The organism is Variovorax sp. RO1, assembly GCF_002849325.1.
GTDB lineage: Bacteria > Pseudomonadota > Gammaproteobacteria > Burkholderiales > Burkholderiaceae_C > Variovorax.
Window position 1 is genome coordinate 580,708 of record NZ_PKMT01000002.1, and the last position, 16,793, is coordinate 597,500.

Genomic DNA, 16,793 nt, shown 5'->3' on the forward strand with positions numbered 1-16,793 from the left:
GGAGTGACGAAATTCTTCGTCGTGGTATCGAAACGAACCCGACATTATAGCTTGCAGGGCATGACAGTTGCTTGTCTTAAAAACAACGACTGCATGAAAAAGGCGTCGAAGTGGCGCCTGTCTTGCATCATTAGCTATTAAAAATATAGCAACTCAGCTGTCCAGTGGCAGCCGGGTCGTGAACTTGGTGGTCGACAGCACGATGTCGCTCGAATAGTTCTCCAGTTCCAGCGCGTCGCCGAGCTGCTCCTGCGCGAAGGCCTGGTAGGCGGGCAGCGAGCGCGCGCAGATCACGAGCACGAAGTCGGTTTCGCCGGCCACGCAGTGGCACTGCAGCACCTGCGGCAGCGCATGCACCTTGCGCTCGAAGGCCTGGATCGCCTCGCGCGTGGTGCTGCGCAGCGACACGCGCGAGATCACCAGCACCGGAAAACCCACGCGCGCGGCATCGAGGATCGCCACTTCCTCGCGAATCACGCCCGCTCGCCGCAGCCGCTGCACGCGCTTCAGGCAAGCCGAGGGCGAGAGGTTCACGCGCTCGGCCAGCGTCTGGTTCTGCAGGCCCGCGTCGGCCTGCAGTTCGGCCAGGATGCACTGGTCGATGCGATCGAGGGTGCCGGTTTTCATGGTGCCGCCAGTGTGGCGCAACGCGGCGGCAATCGGCTTCGGTTTGAGGCCCTCACAACGACAGCCGATTTCGTGGCCGATGGCTACGCTGGGACTCCCCCGACGAACAAGGAGCATCCGATGGCCGAAGGCACAACCTACGACCCCGTGGTCAGCAAGCATCTCGTGCGCTACGGCATGGGGCTGAGCCCGCATGTCATCGTCAAGGCGCGCGGCGCCACGCTGTGGGACCAGCACGGGCGCGAGATCCTCGACTTCACCTCGGGCCAGATGTGCGCCACCATCGGCCACAACCACCCGCGCATCGTCGCGGCGATCGAGAAAGCCTGCGAAGGCGCGCTGCACCTGTACAGCGGCTTTGTCGGGCCGGCCGTGCCGGCGCTGGCCGGGCGGCTGGCGGCGATGCTGCCGCCGTCGCTGTCGAAATCGCTGTTCCTGTCGACCGGCGGCGAGGCCAACGAGGCCGCCGCGCGCATGGCGCGCGTGACCACCGGCCGCTACGAGATCGTGGGCCTGAACGGCGGTTGGCACGGCGTCAACGGCGGCATGGCCGCGCTCACCTTCGCGGGCCGGCACCACGTCGACTACGGGCCGCGCAAGCCCGGCACCATGTCGATCCCCGCGCCGCATTGCTACCGCTGCCCCATCCGCCATTGCCGCGACGCCTGCGACACCACCTGCCTCGACGTCGGCTTCGACATGGTCGATGCGCAGTCCAGCGGCTCGCTCGCGGCCTTCATTGCCGAGCCGGTGCTGAGCTCGGCCGGCGTGATCGTGCCGCCGCCCGGCTACTTTCCGAAGCTGCAGGCCAAGTGCCGCGAGCGCGGCATGCTGCTCATCCTCGACGAAGCCCAGACCGCCTTCGGCCGCCTGGGCAGCAACTTCGCCTTCGAGCAAATGGGCGTGGTGCCCGACTTCCTCACCGTCTCGAAGACGCTGGGCGGCGGCCTGGCGATCGGCGCCACGGTCACCAGCGAGGCCATCGAACAGGACTGCCACGAGAAAGGCTTCGTGCACGTCACCTCGCACGTGTCGGACCCGCTGCCGGCCGAGGTCGGGCTGGCGGTGCTCGACGTGCTCGAGGAAGAAGGGCTCAACCAGCGCGCCGCCGCCATGGGCGAGCGGCTGAGCCGGGGCCTGGCCACGCTGAAGGCGCGGCACGAGGTGATCGGCGACGTGCGCGGCCACGGCCTGCTGCAGGGCGTGGAACTGGTGAAAGACCGCGAGACCCGCGCGCCCGACGCCGAGCGCGGCCGGGCCATCACCGACGCCTGCATGGCGCGCGGCCTGAGCATGAACATCGTGGCCGTCGGCGGCATGGCGGCCGTGTGGCGCATCGCGCCGCCGCTGAACGTGACGGAGGCGGAGATCGATCGCGGCCTCGAAATCCTCGACGACGCGATCCGCGCGACGAGCTAGATCCCGAGCATCCGCCGATTGGCCGCCACATCCGCCCCGCCGGCCGCGAAGTCGTCGAAGGCACGGTCGGCCACGCGGATGATGTGGTCGCGAATGAAGGTGGCGCCTTCGCGCGCGCCGTCTTCCGGGTGCTTGATGCAGCACTCCCATTCGAGCACCGCCCAGCCCGGGAAGTCGTACTGCGCCATCTTCGAGAAGATGGCCTTGAAGTCGACCTGCCCGTCGCCCAGCGAGCGGAAGCGCCCCGCGCGGTTGATCCAGCTCTGGAAGCCGCCGTACACGCCCTGCTTGCCGGTCGGGTTGAACTCGGCGTCCTTCACGTGGAAGAGCTTGATGCGCTCGTGGTAGTGGTCGATGTAGGCCAGGTAGTCGAGCTGCTGCAGCACGAAGTGGCTCGGGTCGTAGAGCAGGCAGGCACGCGGATGGTTGCCTACGCGCTCCAGGAACATCTCGTAGCTCACGCCGTCGTGCAGATCTTCGCCGGGATGAATTTCGTAGCCCACGTCGACGCCCACCGCATCGAAGGCATCGAGGATCGGGCGCCAGCGGCGCGCCAGTTCGTCGAAGGCTTCCTCGATGAGGCCCGGCGGGCGCGGCGGCCACGAATATAGATACGGCCAGGCCAGCGCGCCCGAGAAGGTCGCGTGCGCCGTAAGCCCAAGATTCGCCGAGGCCTTGGCCGCGTGGTGCAGCTGCTGCACCGCCCACTGCTGGCGCGCGACGGGGTTGCCGCGCACCTCGGGCGCCGCAAAGCCGTCGAAGCCCGCGTCGTAGGCCGGGTGCACCGCGACCAGCTGGCCCTGCAGGTGGGTCGAGAGCTCGGTGATCTCCAGGCTGTGGCCCGCAAGCGTGCCCTTGATCTCGTCGCAGTAGGTCTTGCTCTCGGCGGCGCGCTTCAGGTCGATGAGGCGCGCGTCCCAGCTCGGGATCTGAACGCCCTTGTAGCCGAGGCCCGCGGCCCATCCGGCGATGGCGTCGAGCGAGTGAAACGGGGCCGTGTCGCCCGCGAACTGGGCCAGGAAAATGCCCGGCCCCTTGATCGTCTTCATGCGTGTCTCCTGATGCGCCGCACAGCATACTTCGGGGGTTCGGCTGACACACGACCGAAGTTCGATGGGCGCACAATGAACTTTGTCCACAGGGAACCCATCGAGATGTCTCAGCCTGTCGCCGCCCGACTCAAAATCGGCTTGTCCGCCTGCTTCTCGCACGCCGACCCGGCCCGCTCGCTCTTCACGAACAAGACGCTGCAGTACGTCGAACAGTCGATCGCGCACTGGCTCATGTCGGCCGGCGCGATGGTGGTGATGGTGCCCTGCCCCACGGGCGAGACGGCGCGCGGTGACACCAAGCTCTCGCACTACGCCGAGTGGCTCGACGGCGTGGTGATGCACGGCGGCGCCGATGTCTGGCCCGGCAGCTACGGCGAAGAGCCTTTGAAAGACGCCTGGATCGGCGACCAGATCCGCGACCTGTACGACCTTGCGCTGGTCGAGGCCTTCGAGCAGGCCGGCAAGCCGATCTTCGGCGTGTGCCGCGGCCTGCAGCTGATCAACGTGGCCTTCGGCGGCTCGCTCTACCAGGACATCGAAGCGCAGCACGGCCACCCCGAGACGGTGCGCCACCGCGACCCGGTGACCTACGACCAGAACTTCCACCAGATCGAGATCGTGCAGGGCACGCGCCTGTCGAAGCTGTTCCCCGAGGTGCACACGGCGCGCGTCAACAGCATTCACCACCAGGGCATCAAGGGGCTCGCGCCGGGCTTCGAGGTCGAGGCCTGGAGCCTGCCCGACCGCGTGCCCGAAGCGATCCGCCGCCGGCCCGAAAAGGGGCGCGGCTACATCGCGGCGACCCAGTGGCACCCGGAGTTCCACAAGTACGGCAGCACCGAGACGGTGGACGACACGCCCATCCTGCACGACTTCTTGTGGGCCTGCGCCACCGCCCGTGTGGCGCCGCGCACGAGCATGCGCGAGATGCAGGGGCGGATTCGCAACCGGGCGTCCCGGCTGCTGCGGCAGGCGTTGCTGCGGCGCTGATTGTTTCGGGGCGCGTGCTCAGGCCGCGTCGCGCAACAGGTGCTTCAGCAGCTTGCCCGTCGCCGTGCGCGGCAGGCTCTCGCGCACTTCGAAGATGCGCGGAATCTTGTAGCGCGCCAGCCGGTCTTCGAGAAAACGCACCAGTTCGCGCGCCTCAAGCGCCTGCCCTCCGCGTGCCACCAGCACCGCCGTCACGGTCTCGCCCCACTCGGGGTGCGGGCGGCCGATGATGGCCACGTCCTGCACGTCGGGGTGGGCGCCCAGCGCGTCTTCCACTTCCTTCGAATAGACGTTCTCGCCGCCCGTGATGATCATGTCGCGCAGCCGGTCGACGATGAACAGAAAGCCGTCTTCGTCCACCCGCGCGAGGTCGCCCGTGCGGTACCAGCCTTGCGCATCGAAGGCCTCGGCGCTCGCCTGCGGGTTGTCGAGGTAGCCCTGCATCGCGGCCGGTGAACGCAGGTGGATTTCGCCGACCTCGCCCGCGCCGCAGCGCCGGCCGTCGGCATGGCGCACCTCGATCGCCACGCCCGGCACGCCCGCGCGGCCGATCGAGCCGGCCTTGGCAATGGCGTCTTCCGGGTAGAGCACGGTGCCCAGCGGGCCCGATTCGGTCATGCCGTAGACCTGCACGAAGCGGTCGCTGCGGTAGCTGTCGGCCAGCTTGCGCGCCATGTCGGCACCGAGCGGGCCGCCGCCGTAGGCCCACAGGCGCATCGCGCTGAAGTCGTAGCGCGCAACATCGGGCACCACCGACAGCGGCGCCAAAAAGGCGATGGGCGCGCCGAAGGTGAAGGTGATGCGTTCTTCGGCCAGCGTGTCGAGAAAGGCCTTGGGCGCGTACTCGCGCAGCAGCACGACGGTGCCGCCCATGAGCAGCGTGCCCAGCAACCAGTTGTTGAGCGGCGACGAATGCCACACGGGCATCGCGACCAGCGTGCGCTCATTGCGCGTGAGTGACATGCCTGCGGCCGTGCACACGGCCGCCATGAAGACGTTGCGGTGGCTGTGCAGGCAGCCCTTGGGCTTGCCCGTGGTGCCCGAGGTGTAGAGCACCTGGGCCAGCGTGTCGGTGCCGGGCGCGGGCGCGTCGTCGTTGCCGAGCGGCGCGGCCTGCGCCATCAGGTCGTCGAACATCGGCAGGCCGTCGGCGGCGCTGTCGGTCGCGAGCCAGTCGCAGCGGTGCGCGATGCGCGCGGCGACCTGCGTGGCGAGCGTGCCGTCGGCCACGCACAGGCGCACGCCCGCGTGGGCCAGCATGTAGTCGATCTCCGGCGCCTGCAGCTTGTGGTTGACCGGCACCACGGCCGCGCCGAGGCGCCAGGCGCCGAACATCGCGGCGACAAAACCGACCGTGTTGAAGCACAGCAGCGCGACCTTGTCACCAGGGCCCACGCCCTGGCCGCGCAGCACGGTGGCGGCGCGGCGCGAGAGGTCGGCGAACTCGGCGTAGGTCCAGGCGCGGCCTGCGGCGCGCAGGCATTCGTGGTCAGGTTGGGTGCGGGCGTGCTGGTCGAGCAGGGAAACGAAATCCATCGGTGTCGTCTTCGCGTGCTCAGTGCCAGGCCGCGCGCACCAGCGCGCCGGGGTCGCTGGTGCCGGCGCTGATGCCGGTCACCGGGCCCCAGTCGGGATCGAAGCGGCTCGACACGAAAGCGGCCGAGGCAAGCGGGCTCGCGTGCTGCAGCATCAGGCCGGCCTGCGCCGCGCGCACCAGCCGCTGCGTGAAGCGGCGCGCCTGGCGTTCCAGATCCTGCGGCGCCAGCTGCACCATCTGGCGCAGGGCCTGCACCTCGGTCTGCAGGCGCGTTTCGCCGGCGGTCACTTCCTGCAGGTGGTCGAGCACGAGGTGCGCGTCGTCGGGGTTGCGCGACACGGCGCGCAGCACGTCCAGGCACATCACGTTGCCCGAGCCTTCCCAGATCGAGTTGACGGGCGCCTCGCGGAACAGGCGGCCCATCGGGCCGTCTTCCACATAGCCGTTGCCGCCGAACACTTCCATCGCCTCGCCCGTGAGCGCCACCGCGCGCTTGCAGTTCCAGAACTTGGCGGCGGGCGTGAGCAGCCGGCGCCAGGCCGTGTCCAGCGGTGCGGGCGAGCCGAAGCGCGACGCGAGCTCCATCGCCAGCAGCGTGGCGCTCTCGGTTTCGAGCGCCATGTCGGCCAGCAGCTCGGTCATCACGGGCTGGTCGACCAGCGCCTTGCCGAAGGCATAGCGGTTGCGCGTGTAGTGCAGCGCTTGCGCGAAGCCCTGGCGCATGAAGCCGGCGCTGGCGAGCGCGCAGTCCAGGCGCGTGACGGTGGCCATCTCGATGATGGTCGGGATGCCGCGGCCCTCGTCGCCCACGAGCACGCCCCAGGCCTCCTTGAACTCGACCTCGCTGCTGGAGTTGGAGCGGTTGCCGACCTTGTCCTTCAGGCGCTGGATGTGGATCGCGTTCTTGCTGCCGTCGGGCCGCCAGCGCGGCACGAAGAAGCAGGACGAGCCGTGCTCGTCGGTCTTGGCCAGCACCAGGTGGCCGTCGCACATCGGTGCCGAGAAGAACCACTTGTGGCCGGTGATGAGGAACTCGCTGCCCCATGGGCCCTGGCCGGCCGGCACGGCGCGCGTGGTGTTGGTTCGCACGTCGCTGCCGCCCTGCTTCTCGGTCATGCCCATGCCGACGGTCATCGAGGTCTTGCCCTCGAGCGGGATGTCGCGCGCGTCGTGCACGTTGGCGGCGAGCTTGTCGTGCAGGTCGGCGTACAGCGCGGCGTTGCGGCGCATCACGGGGATGCAGGCCTTGGTCATGGTGGTCGGGCAGGTCGAGCCCGACTCGATCTGGCTGTGCATGTACAGCGAGGCGCCGTAGCCCACCCAGGCCGAGGGCCGCTCGTCGAAGAACGGCAGGTTGGCGATGCCGTTGCGCCGCGCGATCGACATCATGGTGTGCCACGCGGGGTGGAACTGCACGCTGTCGATGCGCGTGCCGGTGCGCGAGTGGGTGTGCAGCTCGGGTTCGTGGCGGTTGGCGTCCTCGGCGGCGCGCAGCGTGGCTTCGGCGCCGTACTCGGCGCCCTGGCGCACCAGCTCGTCGTCGCGCCAGGCCGCGCCGCCGCGCGCCACCGCGCCGCGCAGGGTGGGGTCGCTGGTGTAGACGTTGTAGTCCTTGAGCTCGGGGACCTGGTTGTCGGGGTGGATGCCGGTGGTGGTCATGGCGTGGTCTCCGTGAAGCGGTGAAAGAGGGGCGTGTTCAGGCGGCGGCGGCGCGTTCGCGCACCACCAGCGTCTGGGTCGCGAGGCCGAGGAGGCCGCGCGTGTCGTACAGGTGGGACACGGTGAGCCCCGCGCCGCCGGCGTGCATCTCGGTGCTGGCGCGCAGGCCGATCCATTCGCCTTCGGGCACGCGGAACAGGTTCAGGCTCAGGTCGGCGTTCGAGAACAGGAAGTCGGTGGGCGGCAGCACCCAGCTCAGGCCGTTGCCGAAGTCGGCCGCCGCCGCCGCGCGCATCGCGGGCGAGGTGGCCACGCCGCGCACCAGTGGCACCGCGAGCCGGAACCACGCCGCGCCCGCGCCGGGTTGCGAGATGTCGCCCTGCGCGAGGCGCGATTCGACGGCGGTCTGGTGGAACGAGATCCCGTCGGGCAGGCTGGGAATGCGCAGCCGCTCGGTGCAGTCCTCGGGCCGCGGCAGCAGTTCGCGCGGCGCGTCGCCTGCGGGCAGGTTCGGCGGCAAGGTCAGCGGCGACGTCTTCAGCAGCAATGCGTGCGCGCGGGCCACCACCGTGTCGCCCGCGAGCAGGTCGATGCCCACGCGCACCGTGGCGCGCGAGGCCTGCGATTGCGTGCGCGTGACCAGCGGTGCCACCGGCACCGGCTTCACCAGCTCGAGCGTGAGCCGCGCCAGCTGCCAGCCGGGGCCGGGCGTCGCGCGTTCGGCGATGTGTGCGAGCAAGGCGGCGGGCGCGCCACCGTGCTGCGCGCGCGGGTCCCAGGGGCCGCGCGAGAGGGTGTCGGGCTGCCACGCGTCGCCCTCGCCGGTGTAGACGGCGGGGGGCGTTGTCTCGGGGGCACGGTCGTGCGAGGTCATTGCAGAATGCCTTTCGATGGGATCAAAAATTCTAGGAACAACCCGCCCCCCAGGTGTTCGGGTTCGGCGGCCATGACCGGCGCCCGTGCACCCGCCGCCGCCCCGAGGAGGAAGCCGCGCCAGTCCCGCGCGCGCCACACCTCGCAGGCCTTGCAGGAAGCCTTTGTTCGGCTTTTGGTCGAGAAGGGATTCGCTGCCATCACGATCCGCGAGATCGCGGCCGTGGCGGGCACGGGCCTGGGCAGCTTCTACGAATACTTCGAGAACAAGGAAGACCTGGCGCGCGTGTGCCTGCACCTGCGCTCCAAGGCGCTGCTGCTGGACATGCGTGCGGTCGTGGCCGCGAACGAAGGCCGGCCGTGGCGCGAGATCGTCGATGGGGTGATCGATGCGCAGCTCGACGCGCACCGCGCGCAACCCGTGGCCTGGGGCGCGCACTACCTGCTGGAGCGCCACCTCTCCAGCCCCGAGGCCTACCGCAAGATGTACGACCGCTTCGTGGCCGAATGGGTGGGCGTGCTGGACGCGGCGGGTGACGTGCGGGCCGACGGCCCGAAGAAGAAAGAAGCGGCGCGCGTGTGCCAGACCATCATCTACGGGCTGGTGGCGCACACCCACCTCGGCACAGGCGGGCGGCCCGACCTGCAGGCGCTGTCACGCCAGCTGCGTGATGCGCTGCGGGGCTACCTGGCGACGGTCGCCTGATGCGGGGCGATGGCGCGCTATCGGCTGTCGCTCAGCGCGACGACTTGTTCGTCGTGCCGCTGACGCCGGCGTCGATGGTGCCGAACACCGTCACGCCGCTGCCCGATGAAGACGTGGAGGAAGAAGACGGCGACGGCGCGGTGCCGGCGCAGCCCGAAATCAACAGGCCGGTCGCAAGGACGGCGAGGGCGGCAAGGATCGACTTCACGGCAGGACTCCAGAAAACTAAGGACGTCCCACTATAGGCCGGGGGCTCCGGCCGCTCTGTAACAAAGACACCAGCCGCCGCAGGGGTTGCGGCGGGGTGGCGTTCAGGGTGTTGCGATGCGCGGGTCGGTTGCCAGCAGCATCTCGACCATCGATCGCAGGTCGGCCTGCAGCCGCGCCGCACCGGCTTCGTCGAGCGCCAGCGTGGCCTCGTCCATGTAGAGCTTGCGGTTGATCTCGACCTGGATGCTGTGCCGGTTCGCCGCCGGGTTGCCGTGCCGGCGCACCAGCTCCACGCCCTTGTACGGGTGGTTGTAGTCCACGCTGTAGCCGCACGCGCGCAGGTGCGCGCACAGCCGCTGCGACAGCGCCGGATCGGCCGTGCTGCCGTCGCGGTCGCCGATCACGAAGTCGGCGTGCGCCAGCCCCGGGAAGTCGGTGGCGTGGCTGCCCGCAATGGCCGGCATCGAGTGGCAGTTGATGTGGATGCTGTAGCCGTGCCGCGCATGCGCGTCGTCGATGGCCTGCGCCACCGCCGCGTGGTACGGGCGCCAGCACTGGTCGATGCGCTGGCGCACCTCGGCCACCGTGAGCGGCCGGTCGTAGATCGGCAGGCCCTCGTCGGTGAGCTTCCAGATCAGGCCCTTGCCCAGGCGCACTTTGGACAGCACGCGCGGGTCGGTCGACACCGGCTCGGTCCACGGGCCGTCGAGCATGGTGGTGTCGACCTCGGTCATGTCGCGGTTGGCGTCGAGATAGCTGCGCGGAAAGTGCGCCTCGACCCAGGCGGCGCCCATGTCGCTCGCGAAGGCGTAGAGCTTCTCGACGTGGGTGTCCTCGGCCCGGCGCAGCGTGGCGAGGTCGCACACGGGCCGGAAGTCCTCGGGGTAGACGGTGCCGCTGTGCGGCGAGTCCAGCACCAGCGGGGTGTGCCCGGCGACGCTCGTCACCTGGGCGCGGGTTTGAATCAGTTTCAGGACTGGATGCATAGGCAGGGTCGGTCAGTCCAATCGGATGCGCGCGAAGGCGGCCACCTTCTTCATCTTCTCGATCTCGCTCGCGATCTGCTTCGTGAACTCGGCCGGCGTGGTGCCCGAGGCGTACAGCCCCTGCAGCGCCAGGCGCTCGCGCACCGCGGGGTCCTTCAGCGCGGTGGCCACGGCCTGCTGCATGCGCAGCACCAACTCGGGCGGCGTGCCGGCGGGCGCGATCATGCCGAACCACGAGGGGTCGTTGCTGGCCGCCTGGCCCAGTTCGCCGTAGGTCGGCACGTCGGGCAGCACGTCGAGGCGGCCACTCCAGGACACGGCCAGCGCCTTCAGCTTGCCGGCCTTCACGTGCGGCAGCGACGAGGCCACCTGGTCGAAGTACACCGGCACCTGGCCCGCGAGCACGTCGTTGATGGCCGGGCCCGCACCGCGGTAGGGGATGTGCACCATCGAGGTTCCGGTGCTGCTCTTGAACAGCTCGCCCCACATGTGGCCGATGGTGCCGTTGCCCGGCGAGGCGTACGACACCTTGCCGGGGTTGGCCTTCAGGTACTTCACGAGTTCCGCGAAGCTGCCCACCGGCAGCACGGCCGGGTTGATGACGATCACGCCCGGCGCCTTCACCAGCTCGGTCACGGCCGTGAAGCCCTTGATCGGGTCGTAGGGCAGCTTCTGGTACACGGCCGGGTTCACGCCGTGCGTGGACAGCGTGGCCACGCCGAAGGTCAGGCCGTCGGGTGCGGCGCGTGCCAGCTCGGCCATGCCGATCGAGCCGCCCGCGCCGGCGCGGTTGTCGATCACCACGGGCTGCTGGAGGATCTTGGCCAGGGGCTCGGAGAGCACGCGGGCCGTGATGTCGGTGGCGCCACCGGGCGGGAAAGGCACGACCAGGCGGATCGGCTTGCCTTGGGCAAAGGATATTCCTGGGGCGAAAGAAGCGGCGGCCAGGATGGAGAGGAGATGACGACGTTGCATGAGGGTTCTTCCAATGGAACGATGAGTGAATGTGCAAAGCTGCAGCTCACCTGAAGCAAAGGATATACCCGATATCATTCCAATCTGGAATGACTTGATGGGCTCCCCCATGCCGCTGCGACGCCTCAACCCGCCCCTGAACCTGCTGCGCGCCTTCTCCACCGTGGTGCGCTTCGGCGGCGTCTCGCGCGCGGCCGAGGCGCTGCACCTCACGCAGGGCGCGGTGAGCAAGCAGGTGCAGGAGCTCGAACGCTGGATCGGCGCGCCGCTGTTCGAGCGCAGCCGCAAGCGCCTGGCGCTCACGCCGGCCGGCGAGCGCTACGAGAAGGCCGTGCGCGCCCTGCTGGCGCAGCTGGAGGCGGCCACGCTGGAACTCATCACGAGTGGCGATGGCGGTGGTGCGCTGCACCTGTCGACCCTGCCCACCTTCGGCGCCAAGTGGCTGATTCCGCGCCTGCCCGATTTCCAGCAGCGGCACCCGCAGATCACGCTGCATTTCGTGCCCTTCGTGCACGGCTACGACTTCGAGCGGCCCGAGCTCGACTGCGCTATTTTGTTCGGCGACGGCCACTGGCCCGGGGCGCGCTCGCACTACCTCGCGGGGCAGGACGTGGCGCTGATCGCCCCGCGCGCCGCGCAGGCCGAGGCCCCCATCCGCACGCCGCAGGACGTGGCGCGCTGCACCCTGCTGCGCCACGTGAGCGTGCCGCAGTCGTGGCTGCACTGGAGCGAGGCGCACGGCGTGCGCGGGCTCGACCCGCTGGCCGGCCTGCAGTTCGACCAGTTCCAGACCATGATCCGCGCCGTCATGGCCGGCATGGGCGTCGCGCTGGTGCCGCGCTGCCTGGTGCAGGACGAGATCACGTCGGGGCTGGTGGAAGAGCCGCTGCCCAACGGCGGCTACCGGGGCAGCGAGGGCTACTGGTTCTGCTACCCCGAGGGGCGCGGCCAGCTGGCCACGCTGGATCATTTCCGCAACTGGCTGCTGGCCGAGGTCGACCGCAGCGGGGAAGCGATGGCGTTGCCGCCGGTCGCGTCGGCCTGAGCAGTTATTCGGGCTTCGCGCCCGAGGCCTTCACCGCCGCACCCCAGAGCCCGATCTCGCTCGCCACGAAGCGGTCGAACTCGGCACCGCTCGTGGGCGCCGGCTCGGAGCCCCGGTCGCGGATGAAGCGCGCCATCTGCTCGCTCTTCAGGATGTCGGTCACTTCGTGGTTCAGCCGCGCCACGATCTCGGGCGGCGTGCCGCGCGGTGCCATCAGGCCGAGCCAGCCCACGGCTTCGAAGTTCTTCGTGCCGGCCACGCCGGTCTCGCGCACGGCGGGCACGTCGGGCAGTTGCGACGAGCGCGTGGCCGACGTCACCGCCAGCGGCACCGCCTTGCCCGACTTGATGTGCGGCAGCGCGGCCGTCACCGAGTCGACCATCAGCGGCACCTGGTTGCCCAGGAAATCCGCCTGCGCCGGCCCGCTGCCGCGGTACGGAATGTGCGTGATGAACACATGCGCCGCCGACTTGTACATCTCGCCCGACAGGTGCTGCGTGCCGCCGATGCCGGCGCTCGCGTAGCTCAGCTTGCCGGGCTCGGCCTTGGCGCGCGCCGTGAGGTCGGCCAGCGTGCGGATGCCGCTTTCGGGCGTGGCCAGAAACACCAGCGGCACCTTCGCGATCAGCGAGATGCCGACCAGGTCGCGGCGCGGGTCGAAGCCCGGCTTGGCGTAGAGCGTCTGGTTCACCGCCATCGCGCTGCCGGCCACCACGAGCGTGTAGCCGTCGGGCGGCGCGCGCACCACGAACTCGGTGCCGATGTTGCTGCCCGCGCCCGCCTTGTTGTCGACGATCACGGGCTGGCCCAACCGCTTGCCGAGCTGTTCGGCGAGCGCGCGGGCAAAGATGTCGGTGGCCTGCCCGGGTGGGAAAGGCACGACCAGCTTGACGGGCTTGTCAGGCCACGCGGCGGCCTGGACCAGGCCCGCGCCGCCCAGCAGCATCGCTGCTGCGGCCAGCGCGGTGGTGAGGTGTCTGCGCTGCATGCGTCGTCAGGCCGCGTCGGGCGCCGAGAGGTGCTTGCCCACGATGCCCGCGAGTTCGAACATCGTCACCTGGTCCTTGCCGAACACGGGCTTGAGCTTGGCGTCGGCATTGATCGCGCGCTTGTTGGTTGCGTCCTGCAGGCCGTTGGCCTTGATGTAGTCCCACAGCTTCTTGATGACCTCGGTGCGCGCCACCGGTTCGGCGCCGATCACCGCGGCCAGCGAGTCGCTGGGCTTGAGGCCTGCGCCCGGCTTGCGCGGCTTGGCCGCCTTCTTCTCGGCCGGCGCTTTCTTGGCGGCGGGCGTCTTCTTCGCCGCGACCTTCTTGGCCGCCGCGGTTTTCGCGGCCGGCTTGCCGAAGGTCTTGCGCGGCGGGAACTTGCTGCCGCCTTCGCGCGGTGCGAACTCGAAGGTCACCTTGCCCTCGTCCTTGTTCCAGGTCAGGAAGGCCTTGAAGGCGCGGCGCGTGCGCATCGACACGAACTTGTCGAGCAGATCGGTCTTGCCGGTGGCGAGCAGTTTTTCCATCTGGTCGCGCTCGACCGGTTGCTGCAGGATGATCTTGCCGGTCTTGAAGGTGCAGCTCGGCGTCGGCTGCTCGTTCGTGGGCACCGATTTCTCGCAGACGTAGTTGCTGCCGTGGTCGAACACCGGCGCGCCGCACACCGGGCAGGGGCCCACGGTGTCCTGCGCGCTGAAGTCGACGATCTCGCCGCTCTCGGCGTTCTTGTCGTCGCCGAAGTCGAATTCGAGCTTCCAGTTCTTCGCCTCTTCCTCGTCGTACTTGAGGATGATCTCGGCGGTGAAAGGCCAGCCCGCCTTGGAGCGGAAACCGTCGAGCGGGCCGATGTGCTTGTCGCGCACCAACGCCTCGGCCTCGACCACCTCGAAGGTGCGCCCGGCCGGCGACTTGCCGAACGAGAAGCCGCAGGCGTCTTCGCCCGTGCCGCTCTTGCCGGTGCAGCCGTAGCGGCGGTAGTTTTCCTTCACCACGCCGCCGCAGTTCGGGCAGGGCGTGGCGAGCGTGGCGTAGTCGCCCGGCACGGTGTCGCGGTCGTACTCCTTGGCCTTCTTGACGATGTGCTCCGTCATTTCGGCGATCTCGCGCATGAAGGCGTCGCGGCTCAGCGCGCCCTTCTCCATCTGCGCGAGCTTGTACTCCCACTCGCCCGTGAGCTCGGCCTTGGAGAGTTCTTCCACGCCCAGGCCGCGCAGCAGCGTCATGAGCTGGAAGGCCTTGGCGGTCGGGATCAGCTCGCGGCCTTCGCGCAGCATGTACTTCTCGGCGATCAGCCCTTCGATGGTGGCCGCGCGCGTGGCTGGCGTGCCCAGGCCCTTCTCCTGCATGGCCTCGCGCAGCTCGTCGTCGTCGATGGTCTTGCCGGCGCCTTCCATGGCGCCCAGCAGCGTGGCTTCCGAGTAGCGTGCGGGCGGGCGCGTCTTCAGGCCCTTGAGGTCGGCCGACTCGGTGTTGACGATCTCGCCCGGCTTCACCGGCACGAGGCGCTTGCCGTCCTTGTCGTCTTCCTTCTCGTCGTCCTGGGCTTCCTTGCCGTAGATGGCGAGCCAGCCCGGCTTCACCAGCACCTTGCCGTCGGTGCGGAACGGATACTTCTTGCCGCCCTGCTCCACCGTGCTGATGCGCGTGGTCACCTGGTGCTCGGCGCTCGGGAAGAACACCGACAGGAAGCGGCGCACCACGAAGTCATACAGCTTCTGCTCGGCTTCGCTCAGGCCGCTCGGGGCCTGCAGCGTCGGGATGATGGCGAAGTGATCCGACACCTTGGCGTTGTCGAAGATGCGCTTGTTGGGCTTGACGTAGTTGCCGTCGACCGCCTGCTTGGCGAACGGCGCCAGGTGCTTCATGCCGCTGTCGGCGAGCATCTCCATGGTCTGCTTGACCACCGGCAGATAGTCTTCCGGCAGCGCGCGCGAATCGGTACGCGGGTAGGTCAGCGCCTTGTGGCGTTCGTACAGGCTCTGGGCCAGCGCGAGCGTGGTCTTGGCGCTGAAGCCGAAGCGGCCGTTGGCCTCGCGCTGCAGCGAGGTCAGGTCGAACAGAGCGGGCGAGGCCTGCGTGGTGGGCTTGCTCTCTTCGGTGACCGTGGCGGGCTTGCCGCGCGAGGCGTCGGCGATGGCGCGGGCTTCCTGCTCACTCCACACGCGGTCTGCGCGCTGCTCGGCATCGGGCTCGCCGTTGGCCAAGAGCGGCGCGTTGGCTTTCTTCCAGTCGGGGTTGAACCACTTGCCGGGGTACTGGCCGGCCTCGGCCGCGAAGCTGCCGTGCACTTCCCAGTAGTTGCGCGAGACGAACTTGCGGATCTGCTCTTCGCGCTCCACCACCACCGACAGCGTCGGCGTCTGCACGCGGCCCACGGTCGTGAGGAAGAAGCCGCCGTCGCGCGAATTGAACGCGGTCATGGCGCGCGTGCCGTTGATGCCCACCAGCCAGTCGGCTTCGGAGCGCGAACGCGCGGCGTCGGCCAGGCCCTGCATCTGCTTCTCGGTGCGCAGCTGGTCGAAGCCGTCGCGAATGGCTTGAGGCGTCATCGACTGCAGCCACAGCCGCTTCACCGGCTTGCCCAGCGGGCTCTTGCCGCCGGCGTACTGCTCGATGAGGCGGAAGATCAGTTCGCCCTCGCGGCCCGCGTCGCAGGCGTTGATGAGCTGCGTCACGTCCTTGCGCTTGGCCTGCTTGACCACGGCGTTCAGGCGCGTCTTCGTCTTGTCGACCGGCTTGAGGTCGAAGTGCGGCGGAATCACCGGCAGGTTGGCGAAGCTCCACTTGCCGCGCTTCACGTCGAATTCTTCCGGCGCCTGGATTTCGACCAGGTGGCCCACGGCACTGGTCACGACGTAGGTGTCGTTCTCGAAATGCTCGTCATGTTTGTCGAACTTGCCGGCCACCGGCGTGAGGGCCCGGACGATGTCCTGGGCCACCGACGGCTTTTCTGCGATTACCAAAGTTTTTGTCATCTGAGGGCTCTCTATACTCTGCGGCTTCCCGCGTGCACACGCGCGCACACGCATGTGTGCATATTCAACCTAACAGACTTCGGCGATGCCTTCCAAATCCCCACTTTCCGGCGGCCGCCGCATTCAGACGCGTCGCTCCGATGTCCACGGCAACGGCGTGTTCGCCGTGCAGGACCTGGCGGAAGGCGAAACGCTGATCGAATACAAGGGCCAGGTCATCAGCTGGAAGGAGGCGCTGCGCCGCCATCCGCACGACCCTGCGCAGCCCAACCACACCTTCTACTTCCACATCGACGACGGTCGTGTGATCGACGGCAATGTCGAAGGCAACGCCGCGCGCTGGATCAATCACTCGTGCGAGCCGAACTGCGAGGCCGACGAAGTCGATGGGCGCGTTTATATCAAGGCCCTGAGAAACATCGCTGCCGGCGAGGAACTCAATTACGACTACGGCTTGATCATCGACGAGCCGTACACCGAGAAGCTGTTGTCCGAGTTCCCGTGCTGGTGCGGCTCCGAGCAGTGCCGCGGCACGCTGCTGACGCCGAAGGACGAGGACGAAGAAAAAGACAAGAAGAAAAAGAAGAAGGCCAAGAAAAAAGCCGAGAAGAAGAAGGCCGAGGCCAAGGAAGCGAAGAAGGCTGAAAAGAAAGCCGAGAAGAAAAAAGCGGACAAGAAGGCCGACAAGAAAAAGGCCGACGGCAAGAAAAAGTCCAAGGACGACGCGCCGTCCGCCGCCGGAGACTGACG

Annotated in this window: 15 protein-coding genes; 5 read left to right on the top strand and 10 right to left on the bottom strand. The window is 68.7% G+C overall.

Annotation, left to right across the window (positions count from 1 at the left end; translation table 11 throughout):
• Positions 1-153: 153 nt before the first annotated feature.
• Positions 154-627, bottom strand: a complete 474-nt coding sequence (locus CY658_RS13925; protein ID WP_180838946.1) for an Lrp/AsnC family transcriptional regulator — start codon at positions 625-627, stop codon at positions 154-156.
• 120 nt (positions 628-747) lie between these two features.
• Between CY658_RS13925 and CY658_RS13930 the strand changes: the two genes are divergently transcribed.
• Positions 748-2,046: an aspartate aminotransferase family protein gene (locus tag CY658_RS13930; protein ID WP_101491285.1), complete on the top strand. Its 1,299-nt coding sequence runs from the start codon at positions 748-750 to the stop codon at positions 2,044-2,046.
• Here CY658_RS13930 and CY658_RS13935 read toward each other — a convergent pair.
• Positions 2,043-3,095 carry a sugar phosphate isomerase/epimerase family protein gene (locus tag CY658_RS13935; RefSeq protein ID WP_101490771.1) on the bottom strand — a complete coding sequence of 351 codons (1,053 nt, stop codon included), beginning with the start codon at positions 3,093-3,095 and terminating at the stop codon, positions 2,043-2,045. The genes CY658_RS13930 and CY658_RS13935 overlap by 4 nt on opposite strands.
• A 105-nt stretch (positions 3,096-3,200) precedes the next feature.
• Here CY658_RS13935 and CY658_RS13940 point away from each other — a divergent pair, with 105 nt between their 5' ends.
• A complete protein-coding gene (locus CY658_RS13940; protein ID WP_101490772.1) occupies positions 3,201-4,088 on the top strand; it encodes a gamma-glutamyl-gamma-aminobutyrate hydrolase family protein in 888 nt (295 codons plus the stop codon).
• Positions 4,089-4,106: 18 nt separating this feature from the next.
• On the opposite strand, the gene CY658_RS13945 is transcribed toward CY658_RS13940, so the two are convergent.
• The 3 genes from CY658_RS13945 to CY658_RS13955 are packed head-to-tail and all read right to left on the bottom strand — an operon-like array spanning position 4,107 to position 8,158.
• Positions 4,107-5,624 carry a class I adenylate-forming enzyme family protein gene (locus CY658_RS13945; protein WP_101490773.1) on the bottom strand — a complete coding sequence of 506 codons (1,518 nt, stop codon included), beginning with the start codon at positions 5,622-5,624 and terminating at the stop codon, positions 4,107-4,109.
• 19 nt (positions 5,625-5,643) lie between these two features.
• Positions 5,644-7,284, bottom strand: coding sequence for an acyl-CoA dehydrogenase family protein (locus CY658_RS13950; RefSeq protein WP_101490774.1), 1,641 nt, complete (start codon positions 7,282-7,284; stop codon positions 5,644-5,646).
• 37 nt (positions 7,285-7,321) lie between these two features.
• Complete coding sequence (locus CY658_RS13955) at positions 7,322-8,158, bottom strand: thioesterase family protein (RefSeq protein WP_101490775.1); 837 nt, start codon at positions 8,156-8,158, stop codon at positions 7,322-7,324.
• Positions 8,159-8,230: 72 nt separating this feature from the next.
• Between CY658_RS13955 and CY658_RS13960 the strand changes: the two genes are divergently transcribed.
• A complete protein-coding gene (locus CY658_RS13960) occupies positions 8,231-8,863 on the top strand; it encodes a TetR/AcrR family transcriptional regulator (protein ID WP_101490776.1) in 633 nt (210 codons plus the stop codon).
• 31 nt (positions 8,864-8,894) lie between these two features.
• On the opposite strand, the gene CY658_RS32770 is transcribed toward CY658_RS13960, so the two are convergent.
• From CY658_RS32770 to CY658_RS13970, 3 genes are all read right to left on the bottom strand, one after another.
• Positions 8,895-9,071 carry a hypothetical protein gene (locus CY658_RS32770; protein WP_180838947.1) on the bottom strand — a complete coding sequence of 59 codons (177 nt, stop codon included), beginning with the start codon at positions 9,069-9,071 and terminating at the stop codon, positions 8,895-8,897.
• A 103-nt stretch (positions 9,072-9,174) separates the two neighbouring features.
• Positions 9,175-10,059 carry an N-formylglutamate amidohydrolase gene (locus CY658_RS13965; RefSeq protein WP_101490777.1) on the bottom strand — a complete coding sequence of 295 codons (885 nt, stop codon included), beginning with the start codon at positions 10,057-10,059 and terminating at the stop codon, positions 9,175-9,177.
• Positions 10,060-10,071: 12 nt separating this feature from the next.
• Positions 10,072-11,034 (bottom strand): tripartite tricarboxylate transporter substrate binding protein BugE, encoded by a 963-nt coding sequence (locus CY658_RS13970; RefSeq protein ID WP_101490778.1) that lies wholly within the window; start codon positions 11,032-11,034, stop codon positions 10,072-10,074.
• 109 nt (positions 11,035-11,143) lie between these two features.
• On the opposite strand from CY658_RS13970, the gene CY658_RS13975 reads away from it, so the two are divergent.
• A complete protein-coding gene (locus tag CY658_RS13975) occupies positions 11,144-12,079 on the top strand; it encodes a LysR substrate-binding domain-containing protein (protein ID WP_101490779.1) in 936 nt (311 codons plus the stop codon).
• Between the two features lie 4 nt (positions 12,080-12,083).
• On the opposite strand, the gene CY658_RS13980 is transcribed toward CY658_RS13975, so the two are convergent.
• The gene (locus CY658_RS13980; protein ID WP_374221110.1) at positions 12,084-13,067 is read right to left on the bottom strand and encodes a tripartite tricarboxylate transporter substrate binding protein; all 984 of its coding nucleotides are present in this window, start codon (positions 13,065-13,067) and stop codon (positions 12,084-12,086) included.
• Between the two features lie 6 nt (positions 13,068-13,073).
• Positions 13,074-16,043, bottom strand: coding sequence for a DNA topoisomerase III (locus CY658_RS13985; RefSeq protein ID WP_101490780.1), 2,970 nt, complete (start codon positions 16,041-16,043; stop codon positions 13,074-13,076).
• A gap of 85 nt (positions 16,044-16,128) precedes the next feature.
• On the opposite strand from CY658_RS13985, the gene CY658_RS13990 reads away from it, so the two are divergent.
• Positions 16,129-16,791: an SET domain-containing protein gene (locus CY658_RS13990; RefSeq protein ID WP_101490781.1), complete on the top strand. Its 663-nt coding sequence runs from the start codon at positions 16,129-16,131 to the stop codon at positions 16,789-16,791.
• Positions 16,792-16,793: the final 2 nt, after the last annotated feature.

What these genes read in the sequence shown, in the direction of transcription:
- CY658_RS13930 (WP_101491285.1), top strand. Translation starts at nt 748, where the DNA reads ATGGCCGAAGGCACAACCTACGACCCCGTGGTCAGCAAGCATCTCGTG.
- CY658_RS13980 (WP_374221110.1), bottom strand. Translation starts at nt 13,067, where the DNA reads ATGCAGCGCAGACACCTCACCACCGCGCTGGCCGCAGCAGCGATGCTG.
- CY658_RS13985 (WP_101490780.1), bottom strand. Translation starts at nt 16,043, where the DNA reads ATGACAAAAACTTTGGTAATCGCAGAAAAGCCGTCGGTGGCCCAGGAC.
- CY658_RS13925 (WP_180838946.1), bottom strand. Translation starts at nt 627, where the DNA reads ATGAAAACCGGCACCCTCGATCGCATCGACCAGTGCATCCTGGCCGAA.
- CY658_RS13935 (WP_101490771.1), bottom strand. Translation starts at nt 3,095, where the DNA reads ATGAAGACGATCAAGGGGCCGGGCATTTTCCTGGCCCAGTTCGCGGGC.
- CY658_RS13990 (WP_101490781.1), top strand. Translation starts at nt 16,129, where the DNA reads ATGCCTTCCAAATCCCCACTTTCCGGCGGCCGCCGCATTCAGACGCGT.
- CY658_RS13950 (WP_101490774.1), bottom strand. Translation starts at nt 7,284, where the DNA reads ATGACCACCACCGGCATCCACCCCGACAACCAGGTCCCCGAGCTCAAG.
- CY658_RS13945 (WP_101490773.1), bottom strand. Translation starts at nt 5,624, where the DNA reads ATGGATTTCGTTTCCCTGCTCGACCAGCACGCCCGCACCCAACCTGAC.
- CY658_RS13970 (WP_101490778.1), bottom strand. Translation starts at nt 11,034, where the DNA reads ATGCAACGTCGTCATCTCCTCTCCATCCTGGCCGCCGCTTCTTTCGCC.
- CY658_RS13955 (WP_101490775.1), bottom strand. Translation starts at nt 8,158, where the DNA reads ATGACCTCGCACGACCGTGCCCCCGAGACAACGCCCCCCGCCGTCTAC.
- CY658_RS13960 (WP_101490776.1), top strand. Translation starts at nt 8,231, where the DNA reads ATGACCGGCGCCCGTGCACCCGCCGCCGCCCCGAGGAGGAAGCCGCGC.
- CY658_RS13965 (WP_101490777.1), bottom strand. Translation starts at nt 10,059, where the DNA reads ATGCATCCAGTCCTGAAACTGATTCAAACCCGCGCCCAGGTGACGAGC.
- CY658_RS13975 (WP_101490779.1), top strand. Translation starts at nt 11,144, where the DNA reads ATGCCGCTGCGACGCCTCAACCCGCCCCTGAACCTGCTGCGCGCCTTC.
- CY658_RS13940 (WP_101490772.1), top strand. Translation starts at nt 3,201, where the DNA reads ATGTCTCAGCCTGTCGCCGCCCGACTCAAAATCGGCTTGTCCGCCTGC.